General features: G+C 69.6%; 21 protein-coding genes. 1 reads left to right on the forward strand and 20 read right to left on the reverse strand.

Features of this window, described 5'->3' with window-relative positions; translation table 11 throughout:
* Positions 1-185: 185 nt before the first annotated feature.
* The 3 genes from H504_RS38335 to H504_RS0103095 are packed head-to-tail and all read right to left on the reverse strand — an operon-like array spanning position 186 to position 3978.
* Positions 186-1970, reverse strand: coding sequence for a dynamin family protein (locus tag H504_RS38335; protein ID WP_026421574.1), 1785 nt, complete (start codon positions 1968-1970; stop codon positions 186-188).
* Positions 1967-3637 (reverse strand): dynamin family protein, encoded by a 1671-nt coding sequence (locus H504_RS0103090; RefSeq protein WP_026421575.1) that lies wholly within the window; start codon positions 3635-3637, stop codon positions 1967-1969. Before H504_RS0103090 ends, H504_RS38335 begins: the two co-directional genes overlap by 4 nt.
* The gene (locus H504_RS0103095) at positions 3634-3978 is read right to left on the reverse strand and encodes a hypothetical protein (RefSeq protein ID WP_026421576.1); all 345 of its coding nucleotides are present in this window, start codon (positions 3976-3978) and stop codon (positions 3634-3636) included. Before H504_RS0103095 ends, H504_RS0103090 begins: the two co-directional genes overlap by 4 nt.
* A gap of 82 nt (positions 3979-4060) precedes the next feature.
* On the opposite strand from H504_RS0103095, the gene H504_RS0103100 reads away from it, so the two are divergent.
* Positions 4061-4597: an RNA polymerase sigma factor gene (locus H504_RS0103100; protein ID WP_026421577.1), complete on the forward strand. Its 537-nt coding sequence runs from the start codon at positions 4061-4063 to the stop codon at positions 4595-4597.
* Between the two features lie 10 nt (positions 4598-4607).
* On the opposite strand, the gene grpE is transcribed toward H504_RS0103100, so the two are convergent.
* The 17 genes from grpE to hpaD form a co-directional block, all read right to left on the reverse strand.
* Entirely contained in the window at positions 4608-5426 is an 819-nt protein-coding gene (gene grpE / locus H504_RS38340; protein WP_051385434.1) for a nucleotide exchange factor GrpE, read from the reverse strand.
* A gap of 11 nt (positions 5427-5437) precedes the next feature.
* Complete coding sequence (locus tag H504_RS33045) at positions 5438-6088, reverse strand: hypothetical protein (protein ID WP_035303175.1); 651 nt, start codon at positions 6086-6088, stop codon at positions 5438-5440.
* Positions 6089-6346: 258 nt separating this feature from the next.
* Complete coding sequence (locus H504_RS0103115) at positions 6347-7609, reverse strand: aspartate kinase (protein WP_026421578.1); 1263 nt, start codon at positions 7607-7609, stop codon at positions 6347-6349.
* Position 7610: 1 nt separating this feature from the next.
* Complete coding sequence (locus tag H504_RS0103120; RefSeq protein ID WP_026421579.1) at positions 7611-8987, reverse strand: aspartate aminotransferase family protein; 1377 nt, start codon at positions 8985-8987, stop codon at positions 7611-7613.
* Positions 8984-13039, reverse strand: coding sequence for a Pls/PosA family non-ribosomal peptide synthetase (locus tag H504_RS41800; RefSeq protein ID WP_051385435.1), 4056 nt, complete (start codon positions 13037-13039; stop codon positions 8984-8986). Before H504_RS41800 ends, H504_RS0103120 begins: the two co-directional genes overlap by 4 nt.
* A gap of 554 nt (positions 13040-13593) precedes the next feature.
* Positions 13594-13839: a DUF2630 family protein gene (locus tag H504_RS0103130; RefSeq protein ID WP_026421580.1), complete on the reverse strand. Its 246-nt coding sequence runs from the start codon at positions 13837-13839 to the stop codon at positions 13594-13596.
* A gap of 116 nt (positions 13840-13955) precedes the next feature.
* The gene (locus H504_RS43950; RefSeq protein WP_425394029.1) at positions 13956-14468 is read right to left on the reverse strand and encodes a DUF3558 family protein; all 513 of its coding nucleotides are present in this window, start codon (positions 14466-14468) and stop codon (positions 13956-13958) included.
* On the reverse strand, positions 14417-14959 hold the full coding sequence (locus tag H504_RS39385) for a DUF3558 family protein (protein ID WP_157440171.1): 543 nt from the start codon (positions 14957-14959) through the stop codon (positions 14417-14419). The genes H504_RS43950 and H504_RS39385 overlap by 52 nt, the downstream gene beginning before the upstream one ends.
* An 11-nt stretch (positions 14960-14970) precedes the next feature.
* Positions 14971-15357: a hypothetical protein gene (locus H504_RS0103140; protein ID WP_026421582.1), complete on the reverse strand. Its 387-nt coding sequence runs from the start codon at positions 15355-15357 to the stop codon at positions 14971-14973.
* Positions 15358-15428: 71 nt separating this feature from the next.
* Positions 15429-15836, reverse strand: a complete 408-nt coding sequence (locus tag H504_RS0103145) for a type III secretion system chaperone family protein (protein WP_026421583.1) — start codon at positions 15834-15836, stop codon at positions 15429-15431.
* A 65-nt stretch (positions 15837-15901) separates the two neighbouring features.
* Positions 15902-16690 carry an SDR family NAD(P)-dependent oxidoreductase gene (locus tag H504_RS0103150; RefSeq protein WP_026421584.1) on the reverse strand — a complete coding sequence of 263 codons (789 nt, stop codon included), beginning with the start codon at positions 16688-16690 and terminating at the stop codon, positions 15902-15904.
* A complete protein-coding gene (locus H504_RS33055) occupies positions 16687-17343 on the reverse strand; it encodes an SDR family NAD(P)-dependent oxidoreductase (RefSeq protein ID WP_084467335.1) in 657 nt (218 codons plus the stop codon). Before H504_RS33055 ends, H504_RS0103150 begins: the two co-directional genes overlap by 4 nt.
* A gap of 506 nt (positions 17344-17849) precedes the next feature.
* Positions 17850-19346, reverse strand: a complete 1497-nt coding sequence (hpaE, locus tag H504_RS0103160) for a 5-carboxymethyl-2-hydroxymuconate semialdehyde dehydrogenase (protein WP_026421585.1) — start codon at positions 19344-19346, stop codon at positions 17850-17852.
* A 32-nt stretch (positions 19347-19378) separates the two neighbouring features.
* On the reverse strand, positions 19379-20305 hold the full coding sequence (gene dapA / locus H504_RS0103165) for a 4-hydroxy-tetrahydrodipicolinate synthase (RefSeq protein ID WP_026421586.1): 927 nt from the start codon (positions 20303-20305) through the stop codon (positions 19379-19381).
* A gap of 45 nt (positions 20306-20350) precedes the next feature.
* The gene (locus H504_RS0103170) at positions 20351-21001 is read right to left on the reverse strand and encodes a GntR family transcriptional regulator (protein ID WP_026421587.1); all 651 of its coding nucleotides are present in this window, start codon (positions 20999-21001) and stop codon (positions 20351-20353) included.
* Positions 20998-22395 (reverse strand): fumarylacetoacetate hydrolase family protein, encoded by a 1398-nt coding sequence (locus tag H504_RS0103175; protein ID WP_026421588.1) that lies wholly within the window; start codon positions 22393-22395, stop codon positions 20998-21000. The genes H504_RS0103170 and H504_RS0103175 overlap by 4 nt, the downstream gene beginning before the upstream one ends.
* A complete protein-coding gene (gene hpaD, locus H504_RS0103180; RefSeq protein WP_026421589.1) occupies positions 22392-23258 on the reverse strand; it encodes a 3,4-dihydroxyphenylacetate 2,3-dioxygenase in 867 nt (288 codons plus the stop codon). Before hpaD ends, H504_RS0103175 begins: the two co-directional genes overlap by 4 nt.
* Positions 23259-23445: the final 187 nt, after the last annotated feature.

The following is a 23445-nucleotide window of genomic DNA, read 5'->3' on the forward strand; positions in this document are numbered from 1 at the left end:
TGGCGGGTAAGGCCACGTCTTTCCAGTGGCCCCGCCTTTTTGCCTTACCCAGGCTGCCGCTAGGGGCCCCAAACAAAACAACTTCACCACAACGGGCACCCCCGCTTTAATCTGGCGCCCGAGGCCGGCGTCGCCGCCAGGCGACAAGGCCGAACAGCGAGGCGAAGCCGAAGCCCAGTGACCCCTCACACCTCCCCAAGAACACGCCCAAGCACCCCCGCCCGCTCCACCAGTCCCGCCGCAGCCCCCGCACCCCCTCCCCCCACACCAGCAACAGTCAACGCCTTCCGCCGAGCAACCAACCCCTCATGCTGCTTCACCAAAGCCTCATCAACCGCCTGCTCAGCCACCGCCCGCCAAGTCAGCACCGCCCGATCCACCGCATGCGTCATATCAACCGCCGCAGCCCCAAACGCATCCCGCAAAGCACTGGTCAAAGCCGCCCGAGTCCGCCCAGTAGCAGCCAACCGCCGCTTGTGCGTAAAGAACCCCACAGCCAACACCGACCCCAACGCCAGCGGCGCCAACGGCGACAACGCCGCAGCACCAAGCGCCGTGGCCAAATAGCTGACACTCCCCGCCATCATCACCGTCGGCAACCCCTCCGCAAAGAGATCAAACCGAGCCGCCACCCGAGTCGCGGTGAACGAAGGACCGTCAGGCCGGGCAAGAATCGCAAGATCTACCACCTCGGCATCCACCCCCGAAAGATACCCGGCAAACGCCGGAACAGCGATCTCCTCCACCGCCACCGTGATCTCCACCCAAGCAGCAGCCATCGACTGATCAAGGCTGTCCGGCAACGCGTCCACATACCGCGACATCGCCCCCGGCGAGCTCAGCTCAGCGATCTCATCCTCATACACCCGACGAAACCGATCCAAAACAGCCTTCACCTGCCGACCAGCATCACGAGCAAGAAGCTGCTGATCCAGCGCGTGCAGCTTCCGATCACGACGCCGACCGGCAAGCGCGGCCAACTCCCCGTCCACCTCAGCCAACCGAGCAGCCACCGCGGCCTCATCCTCAGCCGCCACAGCCGCCGCATCCCCTTCAACCGAGGCCAGTTCACGCGCCGCAGCCGTCGCCAACGCCAGCACACCCCCCGCCCGAATCAGCTCACGCCGCTCCGCCCACATACCCACATGCCGCTCCAGCGCCGAAAACCCACTCCGTTCCCGTCGCGCGGCAGCACGCTCACTCTCCCCCGCCGCAGCCAACACCTGAGCCGCCTCGGCAAGTTTCGCGCTGACCGGCAGCCACGGAGCACTCAGCAAACGCGCGGCAGAGCCATCAACCGATCGGGCGAGCCGCTCACGGTTCTCAGTCAGCAACTCACGCCACCCCGCCGAGTCCTCCACCTTGGTCAGCACAAACGCCACCGTGGGCACCCGCGAAGCAGCCTCACGAAGAAAGTCCAACTCATGCCGCAGAATCGGCTGATCCTGCGCGGACACCGCGAACAACAACACATCCGCCCGACACAGCGCAGCGACCGTCGCATGCCGGTGCCCCACCGTCAGGCTGTCCACCCCGGGCGTGTCCACCAGCCGAATCCCCCGCAGCACAGGGCTGTTGACCGTGATGTCCACCCCCGTGACACCACGACGCCGCGCCGGATCACCGAGAACCGAGGCGTACTCGGCAAGGCGAGCCGGATCGATGGTTTCGGACTCCTCACCCCGGCGAACCACAGCGGTAACCGAGTCCCCATAGGACAGTGTCACCTGCGTCTCACTGGCGATGTCCGCGTCGACCGGCAACAACCCGGGCACGCCCGCCAACGCGTTCACCAGTCTGCTCTTGCCGCGCTTCTGCGCCCCGGCGACAACCACCGTGGTGACCGACTCCGACCACCGGTTCGCCTGTTCAGCCAGGACCCCGGCCAGGTCTTCCCGCCCCAGCCGCACCGCGAGGCCGTGTGTGTCGTTGGCCAGCCGTAGGACCTGGCGGACGATGTCTTGGGTCACGAACGGCTCCCGGCAAGACTTTCGAAGGCAGCGCACGCGGCTTCCAGCGCGCGTCGGACAGCGGGCGGCAGCGGCCGGTGCAGCAGGGCGCGGAACCTGGTCGCCGTGCCCAATTCATCCACATCGGACGTTCGGCCGTCCAGCAAACACCGCACCGCCCGGCGATCCGCCTCGGCGATGAGCGGTTCATCGCGCAAACGTTCCACCAGCGCGCGATCAAAGCTCACCGGAGCAGCCGCGTCGGCGATGTCCTCCAACGCGGCGAGCACGTCGTGCGCTCGGTGCCCCGCGACGGTGTGACCCGAGACGAGCGCTACCTCGCGCCAGGACCGGGAAGCCTGACGAGCGGCCCGGACGACTTCCTCGGCCCTCGATCCCGGTGGGAGACCAAGTCGGGCAGCGGCCGTGTCCCCGCGAACCAGCCGGAACAACTGTTCGGTCATGTCCTGGTCCAGCACCAGACCACCGGCGGCCACGGCGGCACACGCGGAAAGCACCCGCAGGCCACCGAGTTCGTCCGCGAGCGGCCGGTTCTCGTCCACAGTGGACATCAGCTTGCCGATCAGGGCGCCGTCCGGACCACCCGCGAACCGGCTGCCGAGACCACGCAGCCTGACCAGGGCGGCATGCGCCTTGAGCAGGTCCGCGTGCCGGGTGAACCGACCGATCACCGCCGCCAGACCGGGTTCGACGAACCCGGAACACCGCACGAGTTCCCGGTGGACCTCGTCAAGCCCGGCGTCGGGATGGTTCCGCAGATACTCGACCGCGACGGTGATCCCGTACCTGTGCAGCCGCTCCACCAAGCGCTCACCGGCCGGGTCCGCGCCGAACTCGGTCAGGTCCAGCAGCAGGTCTTCCACCACGACCGGCGACTTCGCGGCCAGCGAGCGCAGCTCGACCAGGTCCTCGGTGCTCAACAGCCGCGCCCGCCCGGTCTCGGCGAGCAGCCCGATGACCGGGGTCACGTCCAGCACGGTCGGACCGAGTTCCGCCGCCGCGCGAGCCGTCAACCGACGCGCGGTCGGCCACGGGTCGGTGTCGTCGGCACGCCGGTCGACCTGGCTGAGCACGGCGGCCGTGTTGACCGCGGTGAGTCCGCACGCGGTGGCGAGCGACCTGAACTGGTCCAATGTGTCCGCGTCGAACCGCTGGACGTAGCGCAAGACATAAACCAGGGCCTGTGCGTGCTCGGCCGCGGCGTCGCCGAACAGGAGGGCGCGGGTCGTTTCCTCGGAGTCGGTGACGGTGTTGAGGCCCGGGGTGTCGATCACGGTGACGGTGCGCAGCCACGGGTCCGGCAGGCGCACCCGGATCCGGACGACGTCCCCAGCAGGCCCGCCGAGGTCACCGAGCGGCAGCGGGACCGACCGGGTGCGGCCCGCGGCGTCCTCGACCAGGGCGTGCGGGGTCGGGCCGTACTCGTACCAGGTCACGACCCGGGTGCACTCCCCCGCGTCGACCGCCGCCACCGGGCGACCGAGGATGGCGTTGATCAGGGTCGACTTGCCCGCGCTGACCGCTCCGGCCACGGCGAGCTGCAGCGGTCGGTCGAGCCGGTCGGCGATGGCAGCGAGCTCCGCGCGCAGGCCGAGGTCGGTCGCGCGGTCGGCACCCGAGCGGCACAGGGCGCGCAGGACCGCCGCGGCCCGGTCGGGATGGGTCACCAGTGCACTCCAGGATGGCCGTCGTCACCCTGCCCATCGGTGTGGTCGTACCAGTCGCTACCGGGATCACCGTGGTCGGCCATGTGGTGGTCATCAACGTGGTGGTCATCGGAGTGGTGATCGGCGTGGTCGTCAGCGTGGTGGTGGTCGAACAGGTCGTAGCCGAGGTCCTCGTGGGAGTGGGGCTCGGCGTGGTCGAGGTCGGGCAGCAGGTCGTGCTCGACGGGCTCGTGGCCGGTGAAGGTCACGTCGAGCATCGCCGCGCTGGTCTCCGGCGGCAGCGGCCGGACACTGTCGAGCAGCAGCGCACGCAGCGCGTCCTGGGAGAACTCCTCAGTCACCGATGACCTCCGGGCGATAACGCGACCCCCGGTCGCGGCGAATCACCGACTGACCCCGAGAGATCGTCGAGAGTGGAGCGCGGTGACCCCTGGCCCCTTCCCGGACCCGGAGGCCGACCTCGTGCGGGCCGCCGCGGCCGGTGACCAGGCGGCGTTCCGCGTGCTCTGGGCGGACGCGGAGCGGCGGGCGTACGCGCTGTGCGTGCGGCTCACCGGCAACCACGCCGACGCGGCGGACGCCCTGCAGGAGACCCAGGTCGCCGCGTGGCAGGGCCTGCCCCGGTTCACCGGGTCGTGCACGTTCGCGGTGTGGGTCTACGCGATCGCCCGCAACGCCGCACTGACCGTGCTGCGCACCCGCAAGCGCCGCGCCGAGGTCGACCTGGACGGTGTCGCCGAGCCCGCCTCCGGCCCGTTCGCCGACGCGGTCGCGACCACCATGGACGTCCGGTCGGCGCTGGCGACCCTGCCCGAGCGGCACCGGGAAGCCATCCTGCTGTGGGCGGGCGGCCTGACCTACGACCAGGTCGCGTCCGTCATGGCGGCCCCGGTCAACTCGGTGCGCGTGTGGATCCACCGTGGACGCCGCGCACTGCGCGAACAGCTCGGGCACCAGTAGCTCGACCTCCTCAGCGGTACAGGACGACGTCCGGCAACCGCAGCACGGCGCCGCGGTCGAGGTACCCGGGTTTGACCGTCTCGGCCACCCGATCGCGCAGGTCCGGCCGCGGCGCGTCAACCGAGCCGACGGCGGTGTGCCGGTGCGGGTCGAACAGCTCGCCGTCCGCGCGGACCGGCGTGACCCCGACCGCCCCCAGCGCCCCGAGCAGGTGGTCGGCCAGGCCAGGTCCGCGTTCGGTGAGCTGGTCACGCAACCGGATGGCTGCCTGGACGAGGGCGGCGCGGTCGTGCGGCTGGTCGAGCAGCCGGGTCACCTGGGTGCGGATCGCCTCGCCCGGCGCGTTGGCCGCGACCACCCGCAGCGCGTCCGCCAGCACCACGCTGTCCTCGGGCCGCCGGTGTTCGGGCAGACCCAGCATCGGCGTGGGCGACAAGCCGTCGCCGAACCCGGCGACAGCGGGCGGGACCGACACCCGGCGGCGGGTGATCGCGAACCCGGCGCCCGCCAACACGAGCACGCCGAACCCGATCAACGCGGGCAGCAGCCAGGGCGACCCGCCCGATTCCGGTTCGCCGGGCTGGGGGGCGTTCGTGCCGTTACCCGCCGTGGGCTGCTGGGTGCTGGGCTGCTGAGTACTGATCTGCTGGGTGCTGGGCTGAGCCGTGCTGGTCTGCGGCGCCGTGACAACGGGCGTCCCGGGCACCGCCGTTGTCGACGGCGGCGCGGCGGGCTGGGTCGGCTGCGGCTGGGCGTGCGCGGACGGCGCCGCAAGCACGAACAGGGCGGTCAGGACGCAGGCGACGGCGGACAGGCGGGGGCGGGTCACGGGGGGATTGTTCACCCGTCGATGGCGTCTTGAGCGCGGGAGATGGCCTGGTCGGTCCCGATGTAGAGGTCGGTGGCCGTCTCGTGCGCCTCGGTGAGCGCCGAGCGCTGCGCGTTCTCGACGGTGATCTGGTGGTCGACCTGGTCGGCGTAGATCTGGCCCTCCAGGGCGGCGGTGTTGCGGGACACGGTGTCGATGTGCTGGTTGGCGGCCGCGACGTCGTCGGCGGACACCGAACCGGGGTGCAGCGCGTCCTGGTAGAGCGTGTGCGCGTCGGCGAGACCGCTGGTGGTCATGTCCATGACTGCCTGGGTGCCGCTGGGGATGTCGTACGGCGCCGGGTAGGCCGAGGAGATGTCGCTGTAGTCGGTGTGGGCCGCGTCGGGGTAGATGGCGGCGGTGCTCAGGTCGCCGTAGGTCGGGTCCGTGGAGTAGCCCGGGTCGGCGGAGTAGCCGGGGTCGATCGAGTGGTCCAGGGCGGCCGTGTGGTCGTAGGCCACGTCGGCGTACCCGTCGCCGCTGAGGTCGTACACGGTGACGTCGACCTGGCCGTCACCGTCCACATCGGACGCGACGGCGTCCGCGACGTGGTCACCGTTGGTGTCGACCATGGCGGTGTCCACGGTTCCGTCGTTGTTGGCGTCGGCGACGTAGAGGTCCATCGTCCGTCCTTCCGTCCGGGGTTCGCTGACTACCAGACGGCGGTGGCGGCGGAAGAGTTACACCGACTTCGAAACAAGCTCCCCGGGTGCGTTGACCTGGGAGAAGAGGAGTGCGGCCCCGTCAAGGCTGATCGGGGGGCTGTCAGAAGACTTGGCCGGGGCCGCACTCACCAGTTCGCGGCACCGGGGGGCCGTGTTACACGCCCCCCGGAAACTCCCCCGGACGGGGCTGGTGTTGACCGTCGGTGACGGAATCGATCACCAGCCCCGGCCGCTGCCCGCGTAGACCACGGCCTGGTCCCCGGTGTCGCCCGCGCCCAGCTCGAAGACCTCGTGCAGGGCGCGCACCGACCGGTCCAGCTCGTCCTCCCCGCACAGGGCGGAGAGCCGCAGCTCGGACGTGGTGAACAGGGCGATCCGGACGCCGAGCGCGGCGAACGTCTCGTACACCGTGGCGGTGACGTCGGCGGTGAGCGCGGCGCCGACCACGGACACCTTGCCGACGCCCTGGTCGCAGGCCACCGCGTCGAACCCGATGTCGTCGGCGGCGGCGTGCAGGGCGCCGACGGCGGTCCGCGCCGCGGACCGGGACACCACGCAGGACAGGTCGACCCACCCACGCGAAGCCCGGTGCACCGGCATGTCGACCTCGACACCGGCGTCGGCGAGGGCGCGGAACACCCGGGCAGGCCGCAGGACGTCGTCGGGGACACCGGTGACCGACAGCAGGGCGGTACCGCGGTCGTGGGCGATGGCGGTGATCGCCGTCTTCTCCATCTCCACCTCCTGATCAGCCAGGATCGTGCCGGGTTGGTCGGTGAACGAGGACCGCACGTGCAGCACGACACCGTGCCGACGGGCGTACTCGACGGAGCGGGGCATCAGGACCTTGGCCCCGTTCGCGGCGAGTTCGAGCATTTCCGCGTAGCCGACCCGCTCCAGCAGCCGGGCGGTGGGCACGACCCGCGGGTCGGCGGTGCAGACACCGTCGACGTCGGTGTAGATCTCGCAGACGTCGGCCCGCAGCGCGCCCGCGATGGCCACCGCGGTCGTGTCCGAGCCGCCGCGGCCGAGGGTGGTGACGTCGTCGGTGTCCTTGCACAGGCCCTGGAACCCGGCGACCAGCACGACCTGGCCGCGGTCGAGCTCCTGCCGGACCCGGGTGGGCAGCACGTCGACGATGCGCGCGGCGCCGTGCTCCGGCGTGGTGAACACCCCCGCCTGCGGCCCGGACAGCGAGCACGCCGGGACACCCAGGTCGGTCAGCGCGATGGCCAGCAGCGCGTTGGAGATCCGCTCGCCGGAGCTGAGCAGCATGTCCAGCTCGCGGCGCGGGCCGGGCACTCGGGACACCCGGTCGGCCAGGTCGAGCAGTTCGTCGGTGGTGTCGCCCATGGCGGAGGCGACCACCACCACGTCGTGCCCGGCCCGGCGGGTCTCGGCGACCCGCTGGGCGACCCGCAGGATCCGCTCGGGGGTCCCGATCGAGGAACCGCCGTACTTCTGCACCACGAGTGCCATGTCAGCCCCGTTCCCGGTGTGGCAGGGCCTCGATCGCCTCGACGAGGAGGTCGCAGGCGGTGTCCAGGACCTCGGCGGTGACGTTGAGCGGCGGCAGCAACCGGACCACGTTGTCGTCGCGGCCGCCCAGTTCGACGATCAGGCCCTGGCGGAGCACGGTGTCGCGCACGGCGGCGGCCAGCGCCCCGGCCGGGGTGCCGTCGGGGGCGTCGGCCAGCTCGATGCCCCACATCAGGCCGAGGCCGCGCACCTCGCGGACCAGCGGGTGCCCCTCGATCCGGGCGAGCCGCTCGACGACCTGCTCACCGCGGGCGACGACGTTGCCGAGCACGTTGTCCCGCCGGATGATCCGCACCGACTCGGCGCCCGCGGCGAAGGCGAGCTGGTTGCCGCGGAAGGTGCCGGTGTGCGAACCGGGGGCCCACACGTCCAGCCGCTCGTCGTAGAAGATCACCGCGACCGGGGAGCCGACGCCGCTGAGCGCCTTGGAGGCGATGACGACGTCCGGGACGATCCCGTACTGCTCGAAGGCGAACCAGGTGCCGGTGCGGCCGCAGCCGGTCTGCACCTCGTCGACGACCAGCGGGATGTCCAGCTCGGCGGTGACCGCGCGGACCCGGCGGACGAACTCCGGCCGGGCCGGGATCACGCCGCCCTCGCCCTGCACCAGCTCCATGATCACCGCGGCGGGCTTGGCGATGCCGCCGTTCGGGTCGCGCAGGGACCGCTCCAGGTAGGTGACGCAGTTGGTCTCGCAGGTGTCCGGGCGCAGGCCGAGCGGGCACCGAGCGCACGACGAGTACGGGAAGAAGTGCACGCCCGGCATGCCGTTGGCGATCGGCCGCTTCTGCGACACGAGACCGGTCAACGCCATCGCGGCGTGGCTGGCGCCGTGGAAACCGCCCTGGAAGGACACGATGTCGCCGCGACCGGTGGCGGTCTTGCACAGCTTGATGGCCGCGTCGACCGCGTTCGCCCCGGTCGGCCCGCAGAAGTGGATCTTCGTCCGGTCCCGCATGGCGGCCGGGAGCATGGACAACTGCGCCTCGGTGAACGCGTCCTTGGCCGGGGTCGGGAAGTCGAGGCCGTGGGTCAGCGACCCGAGCTGCTCGACCATGACCCGCACCAGCTCCGGGTGGTTGTGCCCGAGGGAGAGCACCCCCGCGCCCGCCAGGAAGTCGATGAACACGTTGCCGTCGACGTCCCGGACGAAGCTGCCCTCACCGCGCTCGATGGCGATCGGCAGGCCACGCGGGTAGCTGCGCGCGTTGGACTCGGTGCGCGCCTGCCGGGCCAGGTACTCCGCGGAGCGCGGGCCGGGCAACGGGGTCTCCACCCGCGGCCTGCGCAGCTCGGTCTCGGCGATCAGGTTGGTCATCGGGTCACTCCCGGGGTGTGCGCGGTTGCGGGGGTCGCGGAGGCGGCCGGGGCGGCGGTCTCCGTTGGCTCGGTCAGCTCGACGGCGGGGTTGCCGCACCACCGGGACCCCGGGGCGGTCTCGCTGCCCTTCATCAGGAACGCGTCCGCGTCGACCACGGTGTTGTCGGCCATCTTCACTCCATAGTGGACGAACGCGGCGACGCCGACCGCGGTACCGGCGCCGAGCGCGATCCGGTCGGACTTGAAGGTGCCGTCCTCCAGCGAGTGCCCCTGGACGACGGCGAAGGCGTTGAGCGCGGTGTCGGCGCCGACGGTCACCAGGGACCGCTCCGGGATGCCCACGCCGTCATCGAACACCCGGCGGCCCATCCGCACCCCGAGCAGGCGCCACACGAGGACCTTGGCCGGGGTCCCGTTGAACAGGTTGATGTAGCGGCCGGAGCTGAGCTTCCAGTAGCGCTCGTGCCGCCAGAACGACCGGTCGTAGATGGAGCAGAACCGGGGCTTGAGCGGCCGGAACCCGTGCACCAGCCGTTCGGCGAGGGCACCGAACAGCAGCACGAACCCGGTGGTCGCCAGCAGACCCGCCGCCGTCGCCCAGGTGCCGTACCGGGGATAGAGACCCGCCGCGATCGTGTTGATCACCACGATGCCCCACAGGTCGACGCTGCGGGTGAGCAGGAACAGCAGGATGGTCACCAGGTTGAACCGGTTCTTGGCGGCCAGCCGCCTGCGGAACTCCGGTCCGGACTTGAGGTGGTCGAACCGGCTGTCCCGCTGGACCGACCGCGGGATCTCGAAGGCGGGCGAGCCGAGCAGACCGGTGTCACCGCGCGGCGGGCCGTCCACCGGCACCATCACCTTGGTCGCCAGCAACACGTTCTCGCCGGTGCGGCCGTCCGGCGGGTAGAGGATGTTGTTGCCGAGGAAGTTGCGCGGTCCGATCTCGGTGCGGCGCAACCGGAACGCGGTCGACGAGAACTCGGCGTTGGCCACCGAGAGGCCGTCGGACACCATCGTGCCGGGGCCGACCCGGGTGAGCAGCGGCGAGTCGTGCTTGACCTCGATGCCGAAGTTCGAGCCGGTCTGGATGTAGCCACGCAGGTTGTAACCCAACCAACGCAGGTAGTGCACGATGTAGGAGCTGTCGCCGAACAGAAACAGGTATGTGCGCATGTTCGTCAACCGGGAAGTCAGGCGCTGCATCGTGTACTTGACGCCGTAGAGCGGATACACCTTGTCCGGCTTGAGGAACAGGCTCAAGAACCTCGGAATCGCCGACACCAGAAGCAGACCGACGAGCACCGCGGCGACGAACACCGCGCCCGCTCCGGCCAAGTCGACCAGGTAGAAGCGCGGGTCGGCGGCGTTGACCGGGACCAGGTTCAGGAACAGCTCCCACACCAGGTCACCGACCAGCATCACGACCGGCAACGTCCAGCAGGTGAGGAACACCAACTGGGCCAGGCTGTAGAACACCCGACGCACCCGACCTGCCCGCGCCTCGACGTCCGGTCGGTAGTCCACTGTGGTCGGTCGAGCGGGTGAGCCGTGCCAGCTCTCCCCCGCCGGGACCGCCTCACCCGCGGACAGGTGCGAGGCGTGCGCGAGTTGCGCGTCGTCGCCCAGGGTCGTGTTGATGTCCAGGACCGCGGTCTCGCCGACGTAGGCCCCGGCGCCGATGGTGACCCGGCCGATGGTGATCTTCCCGGCCTCGGCGCGGTAGCCGAGCAGATAGGTGTCCTTGCGGACGACCGCGCCCGCGCCGATGGTGAGCAGGTCCGTGCACACGGGCACGTTCTGGGTCAGCACCAGCGCGCCCTTCCCGACCTTCGCACCCATTGCCCGCAGGTACAGGGAATACAACGGGGAACCGGTGAACATCCGGATCGGGTTGAACCTGGTGACCGAGCGGACGACCCAGAACCTGAGGTAGGTCAACCCCCAGATCCGGAACGTCCCCGGTTTCCACCTGCCGACCAGCAGCCATTTCAGCGCCACCGGCACTACGCAGGCGACCAGGAACGCGGCGCCGCTGAACCCGGCGGCCCGCAGGTACATGCTCGGCGCGCTCGTCCCGGCCATCACCCAATCAAGGCCGATGTCGAGGAGCAGACCGGACAGGTAGGTGTAGGCGAGGAAGAACAGGGCCTGCGCGGCGCCGCACAACACGTAACGCCACCCCTTGATCGGGTCGACCGCGGCGGCCACCCTGGCGGCGGTCCGCGGCTTGCCGGGCAGGGCATCGGCAAGATCGCGGACGGACGGGTGTTGGTACACCTGCTGCATGGTCACAGTGGCGAGGTCCGCGCGCGCACGGACCCTGGCGCAGAACCGGGAGATCAACAGCGAGTCGACCGCGAGGTCTTTGAAGAAGTGACCAACGGCGGACACCCGCTCGACCCCGAGCACGCCGGCCAATTCCTCGGCCAACGCCGCCTCAAGCGGCGACCCCGGCGCGACGTAGTCCTTTGTGGATGCTTGACGCCGACCGCTCGGCACGGGCAGGTTCTTCCGGTCGGCCTTGTTGCTGGTGGTCAACGGAATGGCGTCGAGCCGCTCCAGGTAGGCGGGAACCATGTACGCCGGTAAGCGCTCACGCAGGTGTTCGCGGAGGTCGTCCTCGTCCACCCGCCCCGAGGTCGAGTAGTAGCCCACCAACTCCACCGTGTCCGGGTTCGGGCGGTGGGTGTCCACAACGGCCGCCGCCACCCCGGGGGCGCTGAGCAGGACCGACTCGATCTCGGTCAGCTCGATCCGGTAGCCGCGGATCTTCACCTGGGTGTCGATCCGGCCCAGGTACTGGATGTGGCCGTCGTCGTCGACCCGGCCCAGGTCGCCGGTCCGGTAGATCCGGCCGGACGGGTTGTTCCCGATCCCGACGAAATCGTCGATGAACGCCTTCTCGGTCAGGTCGTCCCGGTTCAGGTAACCCCGGGCCAGTCCGATACCTGCGATCCCGATCTCCCCGGTCGCGCCGCGCGGCAGGACGACCTGGTGCTCGGGGTCGAGGATCACCACCGAGTAGGTCGGCAGCGGGACGCCGATGGTCACCGGGCGGTCCGGGGCCAACGGGGTCCACGTCGCCGTCACGGTCGCCTCGGTCGGGCCGTAGACGTTCAGGAACCGGCGATCCGCGTGGTGCCAACGGGCCACCAGGTCCTGCGGGCAAGCCTCGCCGGACACCAGCAGGAACCGCAGCCCCGGCAGGTCGTCCGGCAGGGTGGCGAGCAGCGTGGGCACGCAACACAACGCGGTGATGTCGCGCTCCCGCAGGAACTCGCCCAACTCGTGGCCGACGAGCGCCCCGCCTGCCTGCCGGGGCACCAGCGTCGCCCCCACCGCCCACGGCACCCACGTCTCCTCGACGGAGAAGTCGAAGGCGATCGTCATGCCCTGGTAGACCCGGTCGTCGGGGCGCAACCCGTACACCTCGGCCGCGACCCGCACGAAGTTGCAGATGCTCGCGTGCTCCACCGCGACACCCTTCGGGCGACCGGTGCTGCCGGACGTGTAGACGATGTAGCACAGGTCGTCGACCGGCCCACCGCACTCGTCGTCGGCCAACGGCGCGCTGTCCACCGCGTCGATCGCCGCCGCCGCCGAATCCACGCCGAGCACGGCCGTCTCGCTGTCGGCCAGCACCGGCACCAGGTGCTCCTGGGTGAGCACCAACCGCACGTCGGCGTCGCCGACGATGTAGCCGACCCGGTCCGGCGGGAACCCCGGGTCCAGCGGCACGTACGCCGCGTTGACCTTCAACACCGCCAACATCGCGATGTACGCCAGCCACGCCTGGTCGAACAGCAGGCCGACCCGGTCACCCGCGCCGACCCCGCGACCGAGCAGGTAGCGCGCCAACCGGTTCGCCCGGTCGTCGACGTCGGCGTAGCTGAGCACGAACTCGCCGGTGTCGACGGCCGGGTGATCCGACCGCCGGAACAGGTGCTGCAGGCGCTCCCCAGCGCGCCACCGCACCCCGTGTGCGAAGCCCACCCCCATCAGGACCCCGGTGTCGTCGACGAGCGCCTCGGACTCCGGTGCTGCCATATCGAATTCCCTTCACCTAGCAGCGACCCCACATGGATTACACGCAGATGCCGCCAACCGGCATTCACAGTCGTCGCCAGAGTTGCGACCCGCGAAACATAACCGGTGCTAAGTAACCACAACCAGCCCCTACCGGGTGTATGAATTCACAATTCACCACCTGAAAGGACTAGCATTCCCACAGGTTCCCATTCTGTGAATGTTCCGATACCAAAGTCTTGAACGTCCAACGACCAACACATAACGCTACCGACCAGTCCGGTCCGATTCGCTGGGAACCCTACTCAAGTGGTAGGCTGAACGAGCCATCAGTATGGCCCACGCGCGGCAGGCTGATTCGCCTTGTATAAGCTAGGCCAATAACACTCATCCATTCGTGGGACGTGCGCCGTTTTACCAGGATGATGACCTCAGCGGATGTTTACAAACTGTGCGCGCTATCCCGTAGTCCCCTGACACACAGCTAATTCACAGACCGGACAATCCACACGCGCTGGTTGTGAAAAACCCCACCGGCTCTCGTCCGGTGGGGCTTTCCGTGTTATGGACACGCGTTACTGCCGATATCCCCCAACCTCACCCGCCGACCGAGCCCGCGCCCCGTCCGGATCCAACCCGACCTCCCGCCGAGCCCGCCGCTGCCGCAACAGATCCCAACATTGGTCCAGCGCCGCCTCCACCGCCCCCAACCGCTCCCGCTCCTCGGCAGGCGGCACCTCCCCACGCCCAACCCGCTCCCGAAGCCCGTGCTCCTCGTCAACCAACGCCGTGATCCGCCCGAGAATGTCCGTGTCGTCCATACCCCCCAGCATGTCAGATTCCCGCCGCACAGCCTCAGGGCAACTTCGGCTCAACCAACTCCGCGGCAGCCTCGGCCGGACACAAAGCCCCACCTGATCACCACCCCCCACCGTCGTCACATCCACCCGCGACGTCCCGGTGACCCCCATGGCGACCACACAACCGAACTCGTTGTCATCCCCCAACGCCGCACACCGTCATGCCCACCGACCTTGACCTGCTCCCGCTGGTGGACACCGACGAGGTCCCCGACCCCCTGCGTCTCCAGGAACGCCACCGAGATGCTGTAGCTGTCACCCGGATCGGCCTTCTCAACCCGCCAAGTACACGCGCTGGAGCCCTTGACGTCTTTGGGCCTTCCCGAGGTATTCGCAACCCCCAACCGCGAGAGTTCGGCTTTCAACAGCAGTTGACACGGCTTGATGCTGTTCGAGGACGCAGCGGTTGTCACCACCCGCGTCGGTTCGGCCGCTGAGTTCCCGCCAGTCGGCAGCCCAGGCGTGTGCTCGGTGCAACCGGCCAGAACCCCGGCGACCAACACCAACCAATACGCGCGTTTCACCCGCCCGGCGTCCTTCAGGGCAGGTTGGGTTCGATCGCGGTCGCGGTATCCAGGGCGGGCCGGCACAGGGAGGCCGAGTCTCCGCCAATAGCTCGCACGTCCACACGCGATGTGTCAGTGATGCCGAATGTCACCACGCAACCGGTGTCCTCGGCGCCGAGGGATTGCACTGCGTCGTGGTGGCCGACTCGGACGGGTTTCTTGTCGTGGCCGCCGATGTCTTTCACACCGCGGTCCGAGAAGAAGGCGATGTCCAACAGGTAGCTGTCTGCGGCGGTCGCCTTTTCCACTCGCCATGAGCACGAGGAGATTCCGGTGAAATTCTTCTGCTTCGGTGTTCCCGCAGCGCCCAGGGAATGAGCCGCCGAATCGGACAGCAACGTACACGGCTGCACCGCAGGCGTGTCAGAGGAGGTCGTGGTCTGCGGTCCGCCAGACGTCGTGGGCAGCTCGGTCGCCTGGGAATCACCGGGGACAGGCGTGCCTCCCGTGGTGGACGTGCACCCGGCCAGCGCAAGGGCCAAGGCCGCGGGAATCAACCACAGCGGGCGCTTCATGGATTCGTCCCTCACCCGAGTGACCCTGCCGCCAGGTCGTCGGTTGCCCGGTAGTTCGCCATGGCCTGGGTGATGGCCTTTTCTGCAGTCCCGAGCGAATCGCGCAGTTGCGCTAGCTGGGTCAGGAATCCTTGGCCGTCAGAGGCGACCTGTTGCATGAACGGTTTCATCACCTCGGCGTTGGTGGAACTGCCGAGCTTGGCTCTTTCCCGCAGGTTCACCAGTTCCGACCGCTGGCTGTCCAGCCATTCGATCATGTTGTGGATCGCGGTGAGCAGCGCTTGGCCGCCGTGCTCGTTGACCTCGAACCCCCCGCTGGCGGCCAAGGCCGCGAACTCCCCCATCGCGCCACCGATGACACCCCCGAGCAGCGCGCCACCACCGTCCGCAGCGTCCATCCGCGAGCCCCCTTGTCGCCGATCCCGGGGGAACTCTAGCAATTACCCGTCGAGTGTTCAGCCGAACGGGGTCAGTACTCGTCGCCGCCGAAGAACATTTCTTCTAGTTGGTCGGCGGTGCCTGCGAGGAGTTCGAGGGGGTCGGTGAACTCGTGCAGGTCGAGGTCTTTGAGGGGGAGGGAGTGGCGCAGGACGACGTGGTTGCCCATGACGGCGGCACCGCAGGCGATGGAGGAGTTGCCGATTTCGGCGAGGAGGGCCTTGAGGTCGACCTTGTCGGCGAGGCCGATCGGGGAGGCGATCTGCACCCATTCGTGTTTGGCGTCCAAGACCTCAAGGGCGACGATGACGACCTGGGTGCGCTGGTCGTCCTCGTTGAGCTCCTCGAAGTTGAACAGGATGCGCACCTCGTCCTCGGTGATCGAGATGACCTCGTAGTTCAGCCGGACGTACTGGACCAGGTCTTGCCATGTCGCCATGGGCATCAGCGTAGCGGGACCGGACAGCGGTGGCGGCCCCCTGCCGAGCCGCCACCGCACCCGGGTCAGTCGAAGGCGATCGTGGGCAGGTCGACGGCGCTGGAGCCCGCGTCGGCGGTGACCACGGCGCCGCTGACGATGGAGGCGTCCCGGGAGGCCAGGAAGGTGATGACGGAGGCGACCTCCTCCGGCTCGGCCGGGCGGCCCAGCGGGACGTTCTCGGTGACGATGCGGTACGCGCCGTCCCGGTCGACGTCCTTGGCCTTGCCGAGCTCGTCCATCTGGTCGTCGGCCATCGGGGTGCGGACCCAGCCGGGGCACACGGCGTTGGCGCGGACGCCGTGCTTGCCGTAGTCGCGGGCGATGGAGCGGGTCAGGCCGATCAGGGCGTGCTTGGTGGTGACGTACCCGGCGACCGCGGGACCGGCGAACAACCCGGCCAGCGACGACACGAGGACGACGGAGCCGCCGCGCTCGCACAGGGCGGGCAGCGCCTCCCGGATGGTGACGAACGCCGAGGTCAGGTTCACCTCGACGGCCAGCTTCCAGCCCGCGTCGTCGGTGTCCAGGGCCGTGCCGAGGCCGTGGCCGCCCGCGTTGGCGACGACCACGTCGAGCCTGCCGAACTTCTCCACCGCCGCCGCCACGACCGCCTTCATGGCCGCGGAGTCAGCCGCGTCGGCGGGCACCACCAGGGCCGAGTCGCCCAGGTCGGCCGCGACCGCGCGCAGCGGCGCCTCCCGCCTGCCGGTGAGCACGACCTTGCCGCCCTCGGCGACGATCCGGCGGGCCGTGGCCGCGCCGATACCCGTGCCCGCTCCGGTGATCAGCGCCACCGTGTCCGCGAACCTCATGCACCCGTTCCTCTCGTCTTGATCGTCTGTCCAGCGAACCGCTCACCGGCCGGACCGACCAGGTCCAGCACGGCGGCGGCGATGTCCTCGGGCACCAGGAAATCGGCGCAGTCCGGGGCGAGGCCGCCGACCCGGATCCCGAGCGGTGCGACGTCACGGGCCACGGCGGCGGTGAAGCCGCGCATCGCACCGTCGACGGCGCTGTGGTGGGCCAGGTGCCCGCACTCGGCCGCCACGGTGATGATGACGCCGCCCTGGCCCTTCATGGCCCGCAACGCGGCGCGGGTGCCGTAGAAGGCACCGTCGAGCCGGGCGGCGAGGGCGGTGTGCCACTGTTCGTCTGTTATGTCCATTGTGGAGCCGGGGGCGGCTGGGCCGCATTCCCAACCGCCTGCGTTGTTGACCAGGACGTCCAGTTTGCCGTAGTGGTCGAGGACGGCTTGGACGGCGTGGTCGACCTGGACGGGGTCGGAGACGTCGGCGCGGACGACCATGCCCGCGCGGAGAGCTCTGGAGGCGAGCTCGGCGGCGGTGGAATCGGCGTCGAGCACGGCGACGGTGGCGCCCGCGTCGGCGAAGCACCGCGCGATGGCGGCGCCGACGCCGGAACCCGCGCCGGTGACGAGAGCCACTCTGCCGTCCATGCTGCCCATGGGTGGGGACGCTAATTCCCGTGGGGGTGGATGCCTGCATGGTCGAGGTCAGTGGTGCGCGGGCGAGCAATGAATGTTCGCCATGGGGCAACTGGGGGGTGTGAGGGGGCACTGGGCCTCGGCTGCGCCTCGGGGGTCGGCCTGGTCGCCTTCGGCGACGCCGGCGCTCGGGCGCCAGATAAAGCGGGGGTGCCCGTTGTGGTGAAGTTGTTTTGTTTGGGGCCCCTAGCGGCAGCCTGGGTAAGGCAAAAAGGCGGGGCCACTGGAAAGCGTGGCCTTACCCGCCGGCCGGCTTAGACCACCGCTCCCCCCAAACAAAACAACTCCACCACAACGGGCAGTTGGTATCGGCGGGTTTCGAGGCGCGCGGTGCGGGGGTGGGGGTTGGGGTACTTGGCCTGGGGTTTCGTTGGTGGTGGGTGGGTGGGGTGGGGTGGGGTGGGGGTAAAGGTGAGGGCGGCCCAAGTGTGTTGGGCCGCCCTCGATGGAAGAAACTATTGTGACAACTACTTGCCGAACTGGGGGACGTGGAGGTCGGCGACGGCGACGTGGATGGCGCGGAGGTCGCTGTAGAAGTCGATGCTGTGGGTGCCGCCTTCTTGGCCGACGCCGGAGGCTTTGATGCCGCCGAAGGGGGTGCGGAGGTCTCGGACGTTGTGGGAGTTGATCCAGACCATGCCCGACTGGACGGCGCGGGCGACGCGGTGGCCGCGTTGGAGGTCGGTGGTCCAGACGTAGCCCGCGAGGCCGTACTTGGTGGCGTTGGCCAACTCCACGGCCTCCTCTTCGGTGTCGAAGGGGGTGACGGCCACTACTGGGCCGAAGATCTCCTCCTGGAAGATGCGGGCGTCGGGGGCGACGTCGGCGAACACCGTGGGCTGGAGGAAGTTGCCCTCGGTCAGGTGGGCGGGGCGGGAACCGCCTGCGACGAGACGGGCTTCCTGCTTGCCGATCTCGACGTACTCCAGGACCCGGGCGTAGTGCTCGGGGTGGATGAGGGCGCCGACCTCGGTGGTGGGGTCGGCGGGCATGCCGACCTTGACGGCGGAGGCGCGGGCGGCGAGGGCGTCGACGAAGCGGTCGTAGATCTCGCGTTGGACGAGGACTCGGGAGCTCGCGGTGCAGCGCTCGCCGTTGAGGGAGAAGACACCGAACACCGCCGAGTCGACGGCGCGGTCGAAGTCGGCGTCGGCGAAGACCACGCAGGGGGACTTGCCGCCGAGCTCCATCGACACCTCCTTCAGGTTGTCCGCCGACGACTTCATGATGATCTGGCCGGTGCCGCTCTCGCCGGTGAAGGAGATGCGCGGGACGTCCGGGTGGGCGACCAGCGCGGCGCCCGCCTGCTCGCCGATGCCGTGGACCAGGTTGAACACGCCGTCCGGGACACCGGCCTCGGCCATGATCTCCGGGAGGAGGCTGGCCGAGAGCGGGGACCACTCGGCGGGCTTGAGGATCACGGTGCAGCCGGACGCCAGGCTCGGCGCGAGCTTCCAGGTCTCCAGCATGAACGGGGTGTTCCACGGGGTGATCAGACCCGCGACACCGGCAGGCTGGCGGATCGCGTAGTTCACCTGCTTGTCGCCGACGATGTAGGCCTCTTCGTGGATGGCCACGATGACGTCGGCGAAGTAGCGGAAGTTCTCGGCGGCGCGGTGCGCCTGGCCGCGGGCCTGGGTGATCGGCAGGCCCGTGTCGAAGGTCTCCAGCTCGGCGAGGCGCTCGGCGCGGACCTCGATGCCGTCGGCGATCTTGTTCAGGACCTTGGCGCGCTCGCGGGCGCTCAGCCGCGGCCACGGGCCCTCGGTGAAGGCGCGCTTGGCGGCGGCCACCGCCAGGTCGATGTCGGCGGCGTCACCGGCGGCGACCCGGCCGTAGACCTCGTTGGTCACCGGGTCGGCGACCGGGAAGGTCGCGCCGTCCACACTGGACGCGGGCTTGCCGTCGATGAAGTGCCGCAGGTCGCTGGGCAGGTCCGCGGGGCGGGGGACTTCGGTCGTCATGGTGGTCACTCCTAGCTGTCCGGTGCGGGAAGTCAGTTGGCGGGGCGGACGAGCAGGTGCTCGGCCTGGGCGCGCAGCGCGTTGATCCGCTCCAGCCCCTTGGCGGTGGGCTCGATCAACGGCGCGCGGACGAACCCGCTCTCGAGCAGACCCAGGTCCTGCAGGATGTGCTTGGCGGGCGCCGGGTTGGTCTCCACGAACAGCAGCTCGACCAGCGGCGCGAGCTGGTAGTGCAGGTCGATGGCGCCGTCGTGGTCACCGGAGACGTAGAGCTCGTACATCCGGGCGACGGCGGCGGGGGCGATGTTGGCCAACGCGGAGACGAAACCGATGCCGCCGATCGCCAGCAGCGGCAGGCACAGCAGCTCGATGCCCGACCACATCAGGAAGTCGCGGCCGCACTTGTGCAGCACGTGCGAGAAGTGCTCGAAGTCCTTGGTGGTTTCCTTGATGCCCACGATGTTGTCGTGCTTGCGGCGCAGCGTCGCCACCGTGTCCGGCGCGATGTCCAGCGCGGTGCGCGAGGGCACGTTGTAGACCACGATCGGCAGGTCGGGGAACTCGTTGGCCACGGTGCCGTACCAGGCGATCAGACCCTCCTGGGTCGGACGGCTGTAGTACGGGGTGATGACCAGCGCGATGTCGGCGCCGAGGTCCTTGGCCGCCGCGGTCAGCTCCAGCGTCTCGTCGAGCTTGGCGGAGCCGGTGCCGGGCAGGAACGGGACGCGGTCGTCGATCACCTCGGCGACGGCCTTCATCGCCGAGATGCGCTCGGCGATGGTCTGCGCGCTGGGCTCACCGGTCGAACCGCCGATGGAGATGCCGTGCGAGCCCGAGTCGAGCTGCCAGCGCACCAGGTTGCGCAGACCGTCGAGGTCCACGGCGCCGTCTGCGGTGAACGGGGTGACCACCGGGGCGATCGAGCCCTTGACCGCGGCGGGGGTGGAACGGAACTTCATCTACTTCTCCAGGCTGGTGTCTGAATCGGAGGTCTGCGGTGGGAGTTATGCCCGGCCCGCCACGGCGTTCACCGTGTTGAGCTTGTGCTGGCGGGCGAAGGCCTCGACGGCGGCGGCGGGGGCCCCGGTGCTCAGCAGGCGTAAGAGCTCGTCGTGCTCGTCGACGGACTCGCGCGCCCGGCCCGGGACGATGCTGAACGTGGAGCGGCGCAGCACGTCCAGCAGGTTCCACTCGCGGGTGATCAGGTCGCGCAGGTGCGGGTTCGCGCAACCGCCGCACAGCAGCAGGTGGAACTCGCGGTTGAGCCGGGTGAAGCCCAGCGGGTCGAACTCGGTGAGGGTGGACCGCATCCGGTCGTTCAGCTTGACCGCGCGGGTCAACGCGGCCGGGGTGAACTTCGCGGTGGCCATGGCGTGGCCCTCCAGCAGCGCGAGCGTGTGCATGGCGTGCCGGTACTGGTCCGGGTCGACCCCGGCGACCTGCGCGCCGACGTTGCGCTCGAACACCACCCAGCCCTCGGCCTCCAGCCTGCGGACCGCCTCGCGCACCGGGACGGCGCTGACCCCCAGGTCGCGGGCGATCCGGTCGAACACCAGGCGGGTGCCGGGGCCGTACCAGCCGTCGACGATGCGCTGCTTGAGGGTCTCGTAGGCGTACTGGGTCTTGGAGCGGCCCTCCAGCGCGGGGATGGTCACTCGCCCTCCCAGCGGTCGTAGGCCTCACGCCACTTCGGACCGAGCGGGTAGAGCCCGTCGACGGACTCGCCGTCGTCGACCCTGGCCAGGATGAACCGCTCCTGCCGCTCCATCTCCAGCGCGTCCTTGGCGACCTCGTCGACGATGGCGGGCGGGATCAGCAGCACGCCCTCGCCGTCGCCGACCAGGACGTCACCCGGTCGCACGAGGACACCGGCGCAGGCCACGTCCACGCCGATCTCCCACGGCACGTGCTTGCGGCCCAGGACAGCCGCGTGCGCGCCCGCCGAGTAGGTCGGGATCTCCAGCGAACCGAACGAGGGGCTGTCGCGCAGGCAGCCGTCGGTGACGATGCCGACCGCGCCGCGGCGGGCCGCGCGCAGCGCCAGGATGTCGCCGATCGTGCCCGCGCCGTGCTCGTCGCGGCAGTCGATGACCAGCACCTGGCCCGGTCCGATCGCCTCGACCGCGCGTTTCTGGGCGTTCATGCCGCCGCCGCGCTCGTCGAACATGTCCTCACGCAGCGGCAGGTACCGCAGCGTGTGCGCGGTGCCGACCATCCGCAGGTCGGGGCGGGCGGGGGCCAGCCCGGTGAGGAACGTGTGGTTGAGCCCGCGCTTGCGCAACTGGCTGGACAGGGTCGCGGTGGACACCCGCCGCAGCGCCGCCTCGGTCTCCGACTTAATGGCGGGGACGTCCTTGCCGAACGCCGCCGCCCGGTCGACCGGGGTGACCTGGGGCCGCGCGCCCGGCTTCGGCAGCTCGTCGACCGACTCGACGACGGTGTTGACCAGCTTCTCGGTGTCGCCGACGGCGATCTCGACCACGTCACCCGGCTCGACGACGGTGGCACCGGTCGGGGTGCCGCACAGGATGATGTCGTCGGGTTCGAGGGTGATCGTGCGGGACAGGTCGGCGATCAGGTACGCGAAGTCGAACAGCAGCTCGTCGGCCTTCGCCTCCTGCACCAGCACCCCGTTGACCCAGGTGCGCAGGGTCAGGTCGGCGGTGGTCGGGTCGAGCAGCACCGGGCCGACCGGGGTGTAGCCGTCGGCGCCCTTGCTGCGCAGGTTCGAGCCGCGGTCGGCGTAGCGCAGGTCGTGCACGCCGAAGTCGTTGGCGGCTGCGACACCCTTGACGTAGGACAGGGCGTCCGAACGCTTCACGTTCTTCGCGCGCTTGCCGATGACAACGGCGATCTCACCCTCGAACGCGGAGAGGACAGTGCCCTTGGGACGGATGAGGTCCGCTCCGCTGTGCGACAGCGACGACGGCGGCTTGACGAAGTACGACGGCTCCTCGGGGAACCGACCCCGCTCGGCGGCCCGACTGCGGTAGTTCAGGTGCACGGCGATGATCTTCGACGGCTGGAGACCCAGCGGGTGCGCGCTCACGCGGGCACCGGGAAGTCGACGATGACCTGGCCGGTACCGCTGCTCGGGAAGTAGTCGCAGAGCTGCTCGCCCTTGCCGGTGTAGTCCGACCAGCCGAGCAGGCCGAACATCATCGCCGTGTCGGCCATCGCGGCCTCACCGGTGCAGCGCTCGTTGTAGGTCGGCAGCGTCGCCAGGAACTCGGCGATCCGGCCGTCGCGCCACTGCTCCAGCACGATCCGGTCGGCCTGCTCGTTGAACGGGTTGGAGATCGTGTTCAGGTACTGCGACGAGATCTCGTTGGTGGGGAACTGGTGCGACAGCGAACCCGAGGCCAGGAACGCGACCTTGCGGTCGGAGCGCTTGATGGCGCGCAGCATCGCCTCGCCGACCCGGCGGTTCTCCGCGATGGTGGAGTAGATGTTGCAGCCGATCGGCAGCACGTCGAGCGGCTGGGCGTCGCCGATGTTCTCCTGGCGGTTCATGAAGTGCATCGGGACCAGCGTCGCGTACTCCAGACCGAGGTCCTTCACGTCGTGGACAAGGGCTTTCTGTCCACCGGCGTTGATCTCCTCGCCGATCAGGTTCGCCAGGTCGGGAGCGCCTTCGTAGTCGTACTCCAGGTCCTGGATGAAGTGCGGCAGCTCGTGCGAGGCGTACGAGCCGGAGTGCCGGGCCTTGGCGTTGAGGTGGAAGCCCATGCTGTTCATCCAGTGCGAGTCGGCCACCAGGAACGTGTCGGCACCGCGCTCCCGCGCGCGTCGACCAACCTCGGCCAACCCCAGCTCCGCAGGCCTGCGGATACCGTGGTTCTTGCCGGGCTGGATGGACAGCCAGATCGACGGCACGTGTGTGATCTTGGCGGCCAGGACCAGCTCACCCATGGTGACCTCCTCCATCGGACTTCATGGAGGGAATCATGTAGCGGATCGCATATGATTTCCACTCCAACGGCGGTGCACACCACCGATGGGAACAGGTGTACCCACTCGTGGCGTTGTTTGATTGGTTGGTCGTGCACAGCGGTTGACCCGGAGCGCATCGCAGTGTTGCGGGTCGGACTCGGTGCGG

The organism is Actinokineospora inagensis DSM 44258 (assembly GCF_000482865.1).
GTDB classification, from domain to species: Bacteria; Actinomycetota; Actinomycetes; order Mycobacteriales; family Pseudonocardiaceae; genus Actinokineospora; species Actinokineospora inagensis.

Coding starts and splice junctions, on each gene's coding strand:
- dapA (WP_026421586.1), bottom strand. CDS start 20,305: ATGAAGTTCCGTTCCACCCCCGCCGCGGTCAAGGGCTCGATCGCCCCG.
- H504_RS0103140 (WP_026421582.1), bottom strand. CDS start 15,357: ATGGACGCTGCGGACGGTGGTGGCGCGCTGCTCGGGGGTGTCATCGGT.
- H504_RS0103115 (WP_026421578.1), bottom strand. CDS start 7,609: ATGGCACTCGTGGTGCAGAAGTACGGCGGTTCCTCGATCGGGACCCCC.
- H504_RS0103145 (WP_026421583.1), bottom strand. CDS start 15,836: ATGGCGACATGGCAAGACCTGGTCCAGTACGTCCGGCTGAACTACGAG.
- H504_RS0103120 (WP_026421579.1), bottom strand. CDS start 8,987: ATGACCAACCTGATCGCCGAGACCGAGCTGCGCAGGCCGCGGGTGGAG.
- H504_RS39385 (WP_157440171.1), bottom strand. CDS start 14,959: ATGAAGCGCCCGCTGTGGTTGATTCCCGCGGCCTTGGCCCTTGCGCTG.
- H504_RS33055 (WP_084467335.1), bottom strand. CDS start 17,343: ATGGGCAGCATGGACGGCAGAGTGGCTCTCGTCACCGGCGCGGGTTCC.
- H504_RS0103150 (WP_026421584.1), bottom strand. CDS start 16,690: ATGAGGTTCGCGGACACGGTGGCGCTGATCACCGGAGCGGGCACGGGT.
- hpaD (WP_026421589.1), bottom strand. CDS start 23,258: ATGGGTGAGCTGGTCCTGGCCGCCAAGATCACACACGTGCCGTCGATC.
- hpaE (WP_026421585.1), bottom strand. CDS start 19,346: ATGACGACCGAAGTCCCCCGCCCCGCGGACCTGCCCAGCGACCTGCGG.
- H504_RS41800 (WP_051385435.1), bottom strand. CDS start 13,039: ATGGCAGCACCGGAGTCCGAGGCGCTCGTCGACGACACCGGGGTCCTG.
- H504_RS0103130 (WP_026421580.1), bottom strand. CDS start 13,839: ATGGACGACACGGACATTCTCGGGCGGATCACGGCGTTGGTTGACGAG.
- H504_RS33045 (WP_035303175.1), bottom strand. CDS start 6,088: ATGGACCTCTACGTCGCCGACGCCAACAACGACGGAACCGTGGACACC.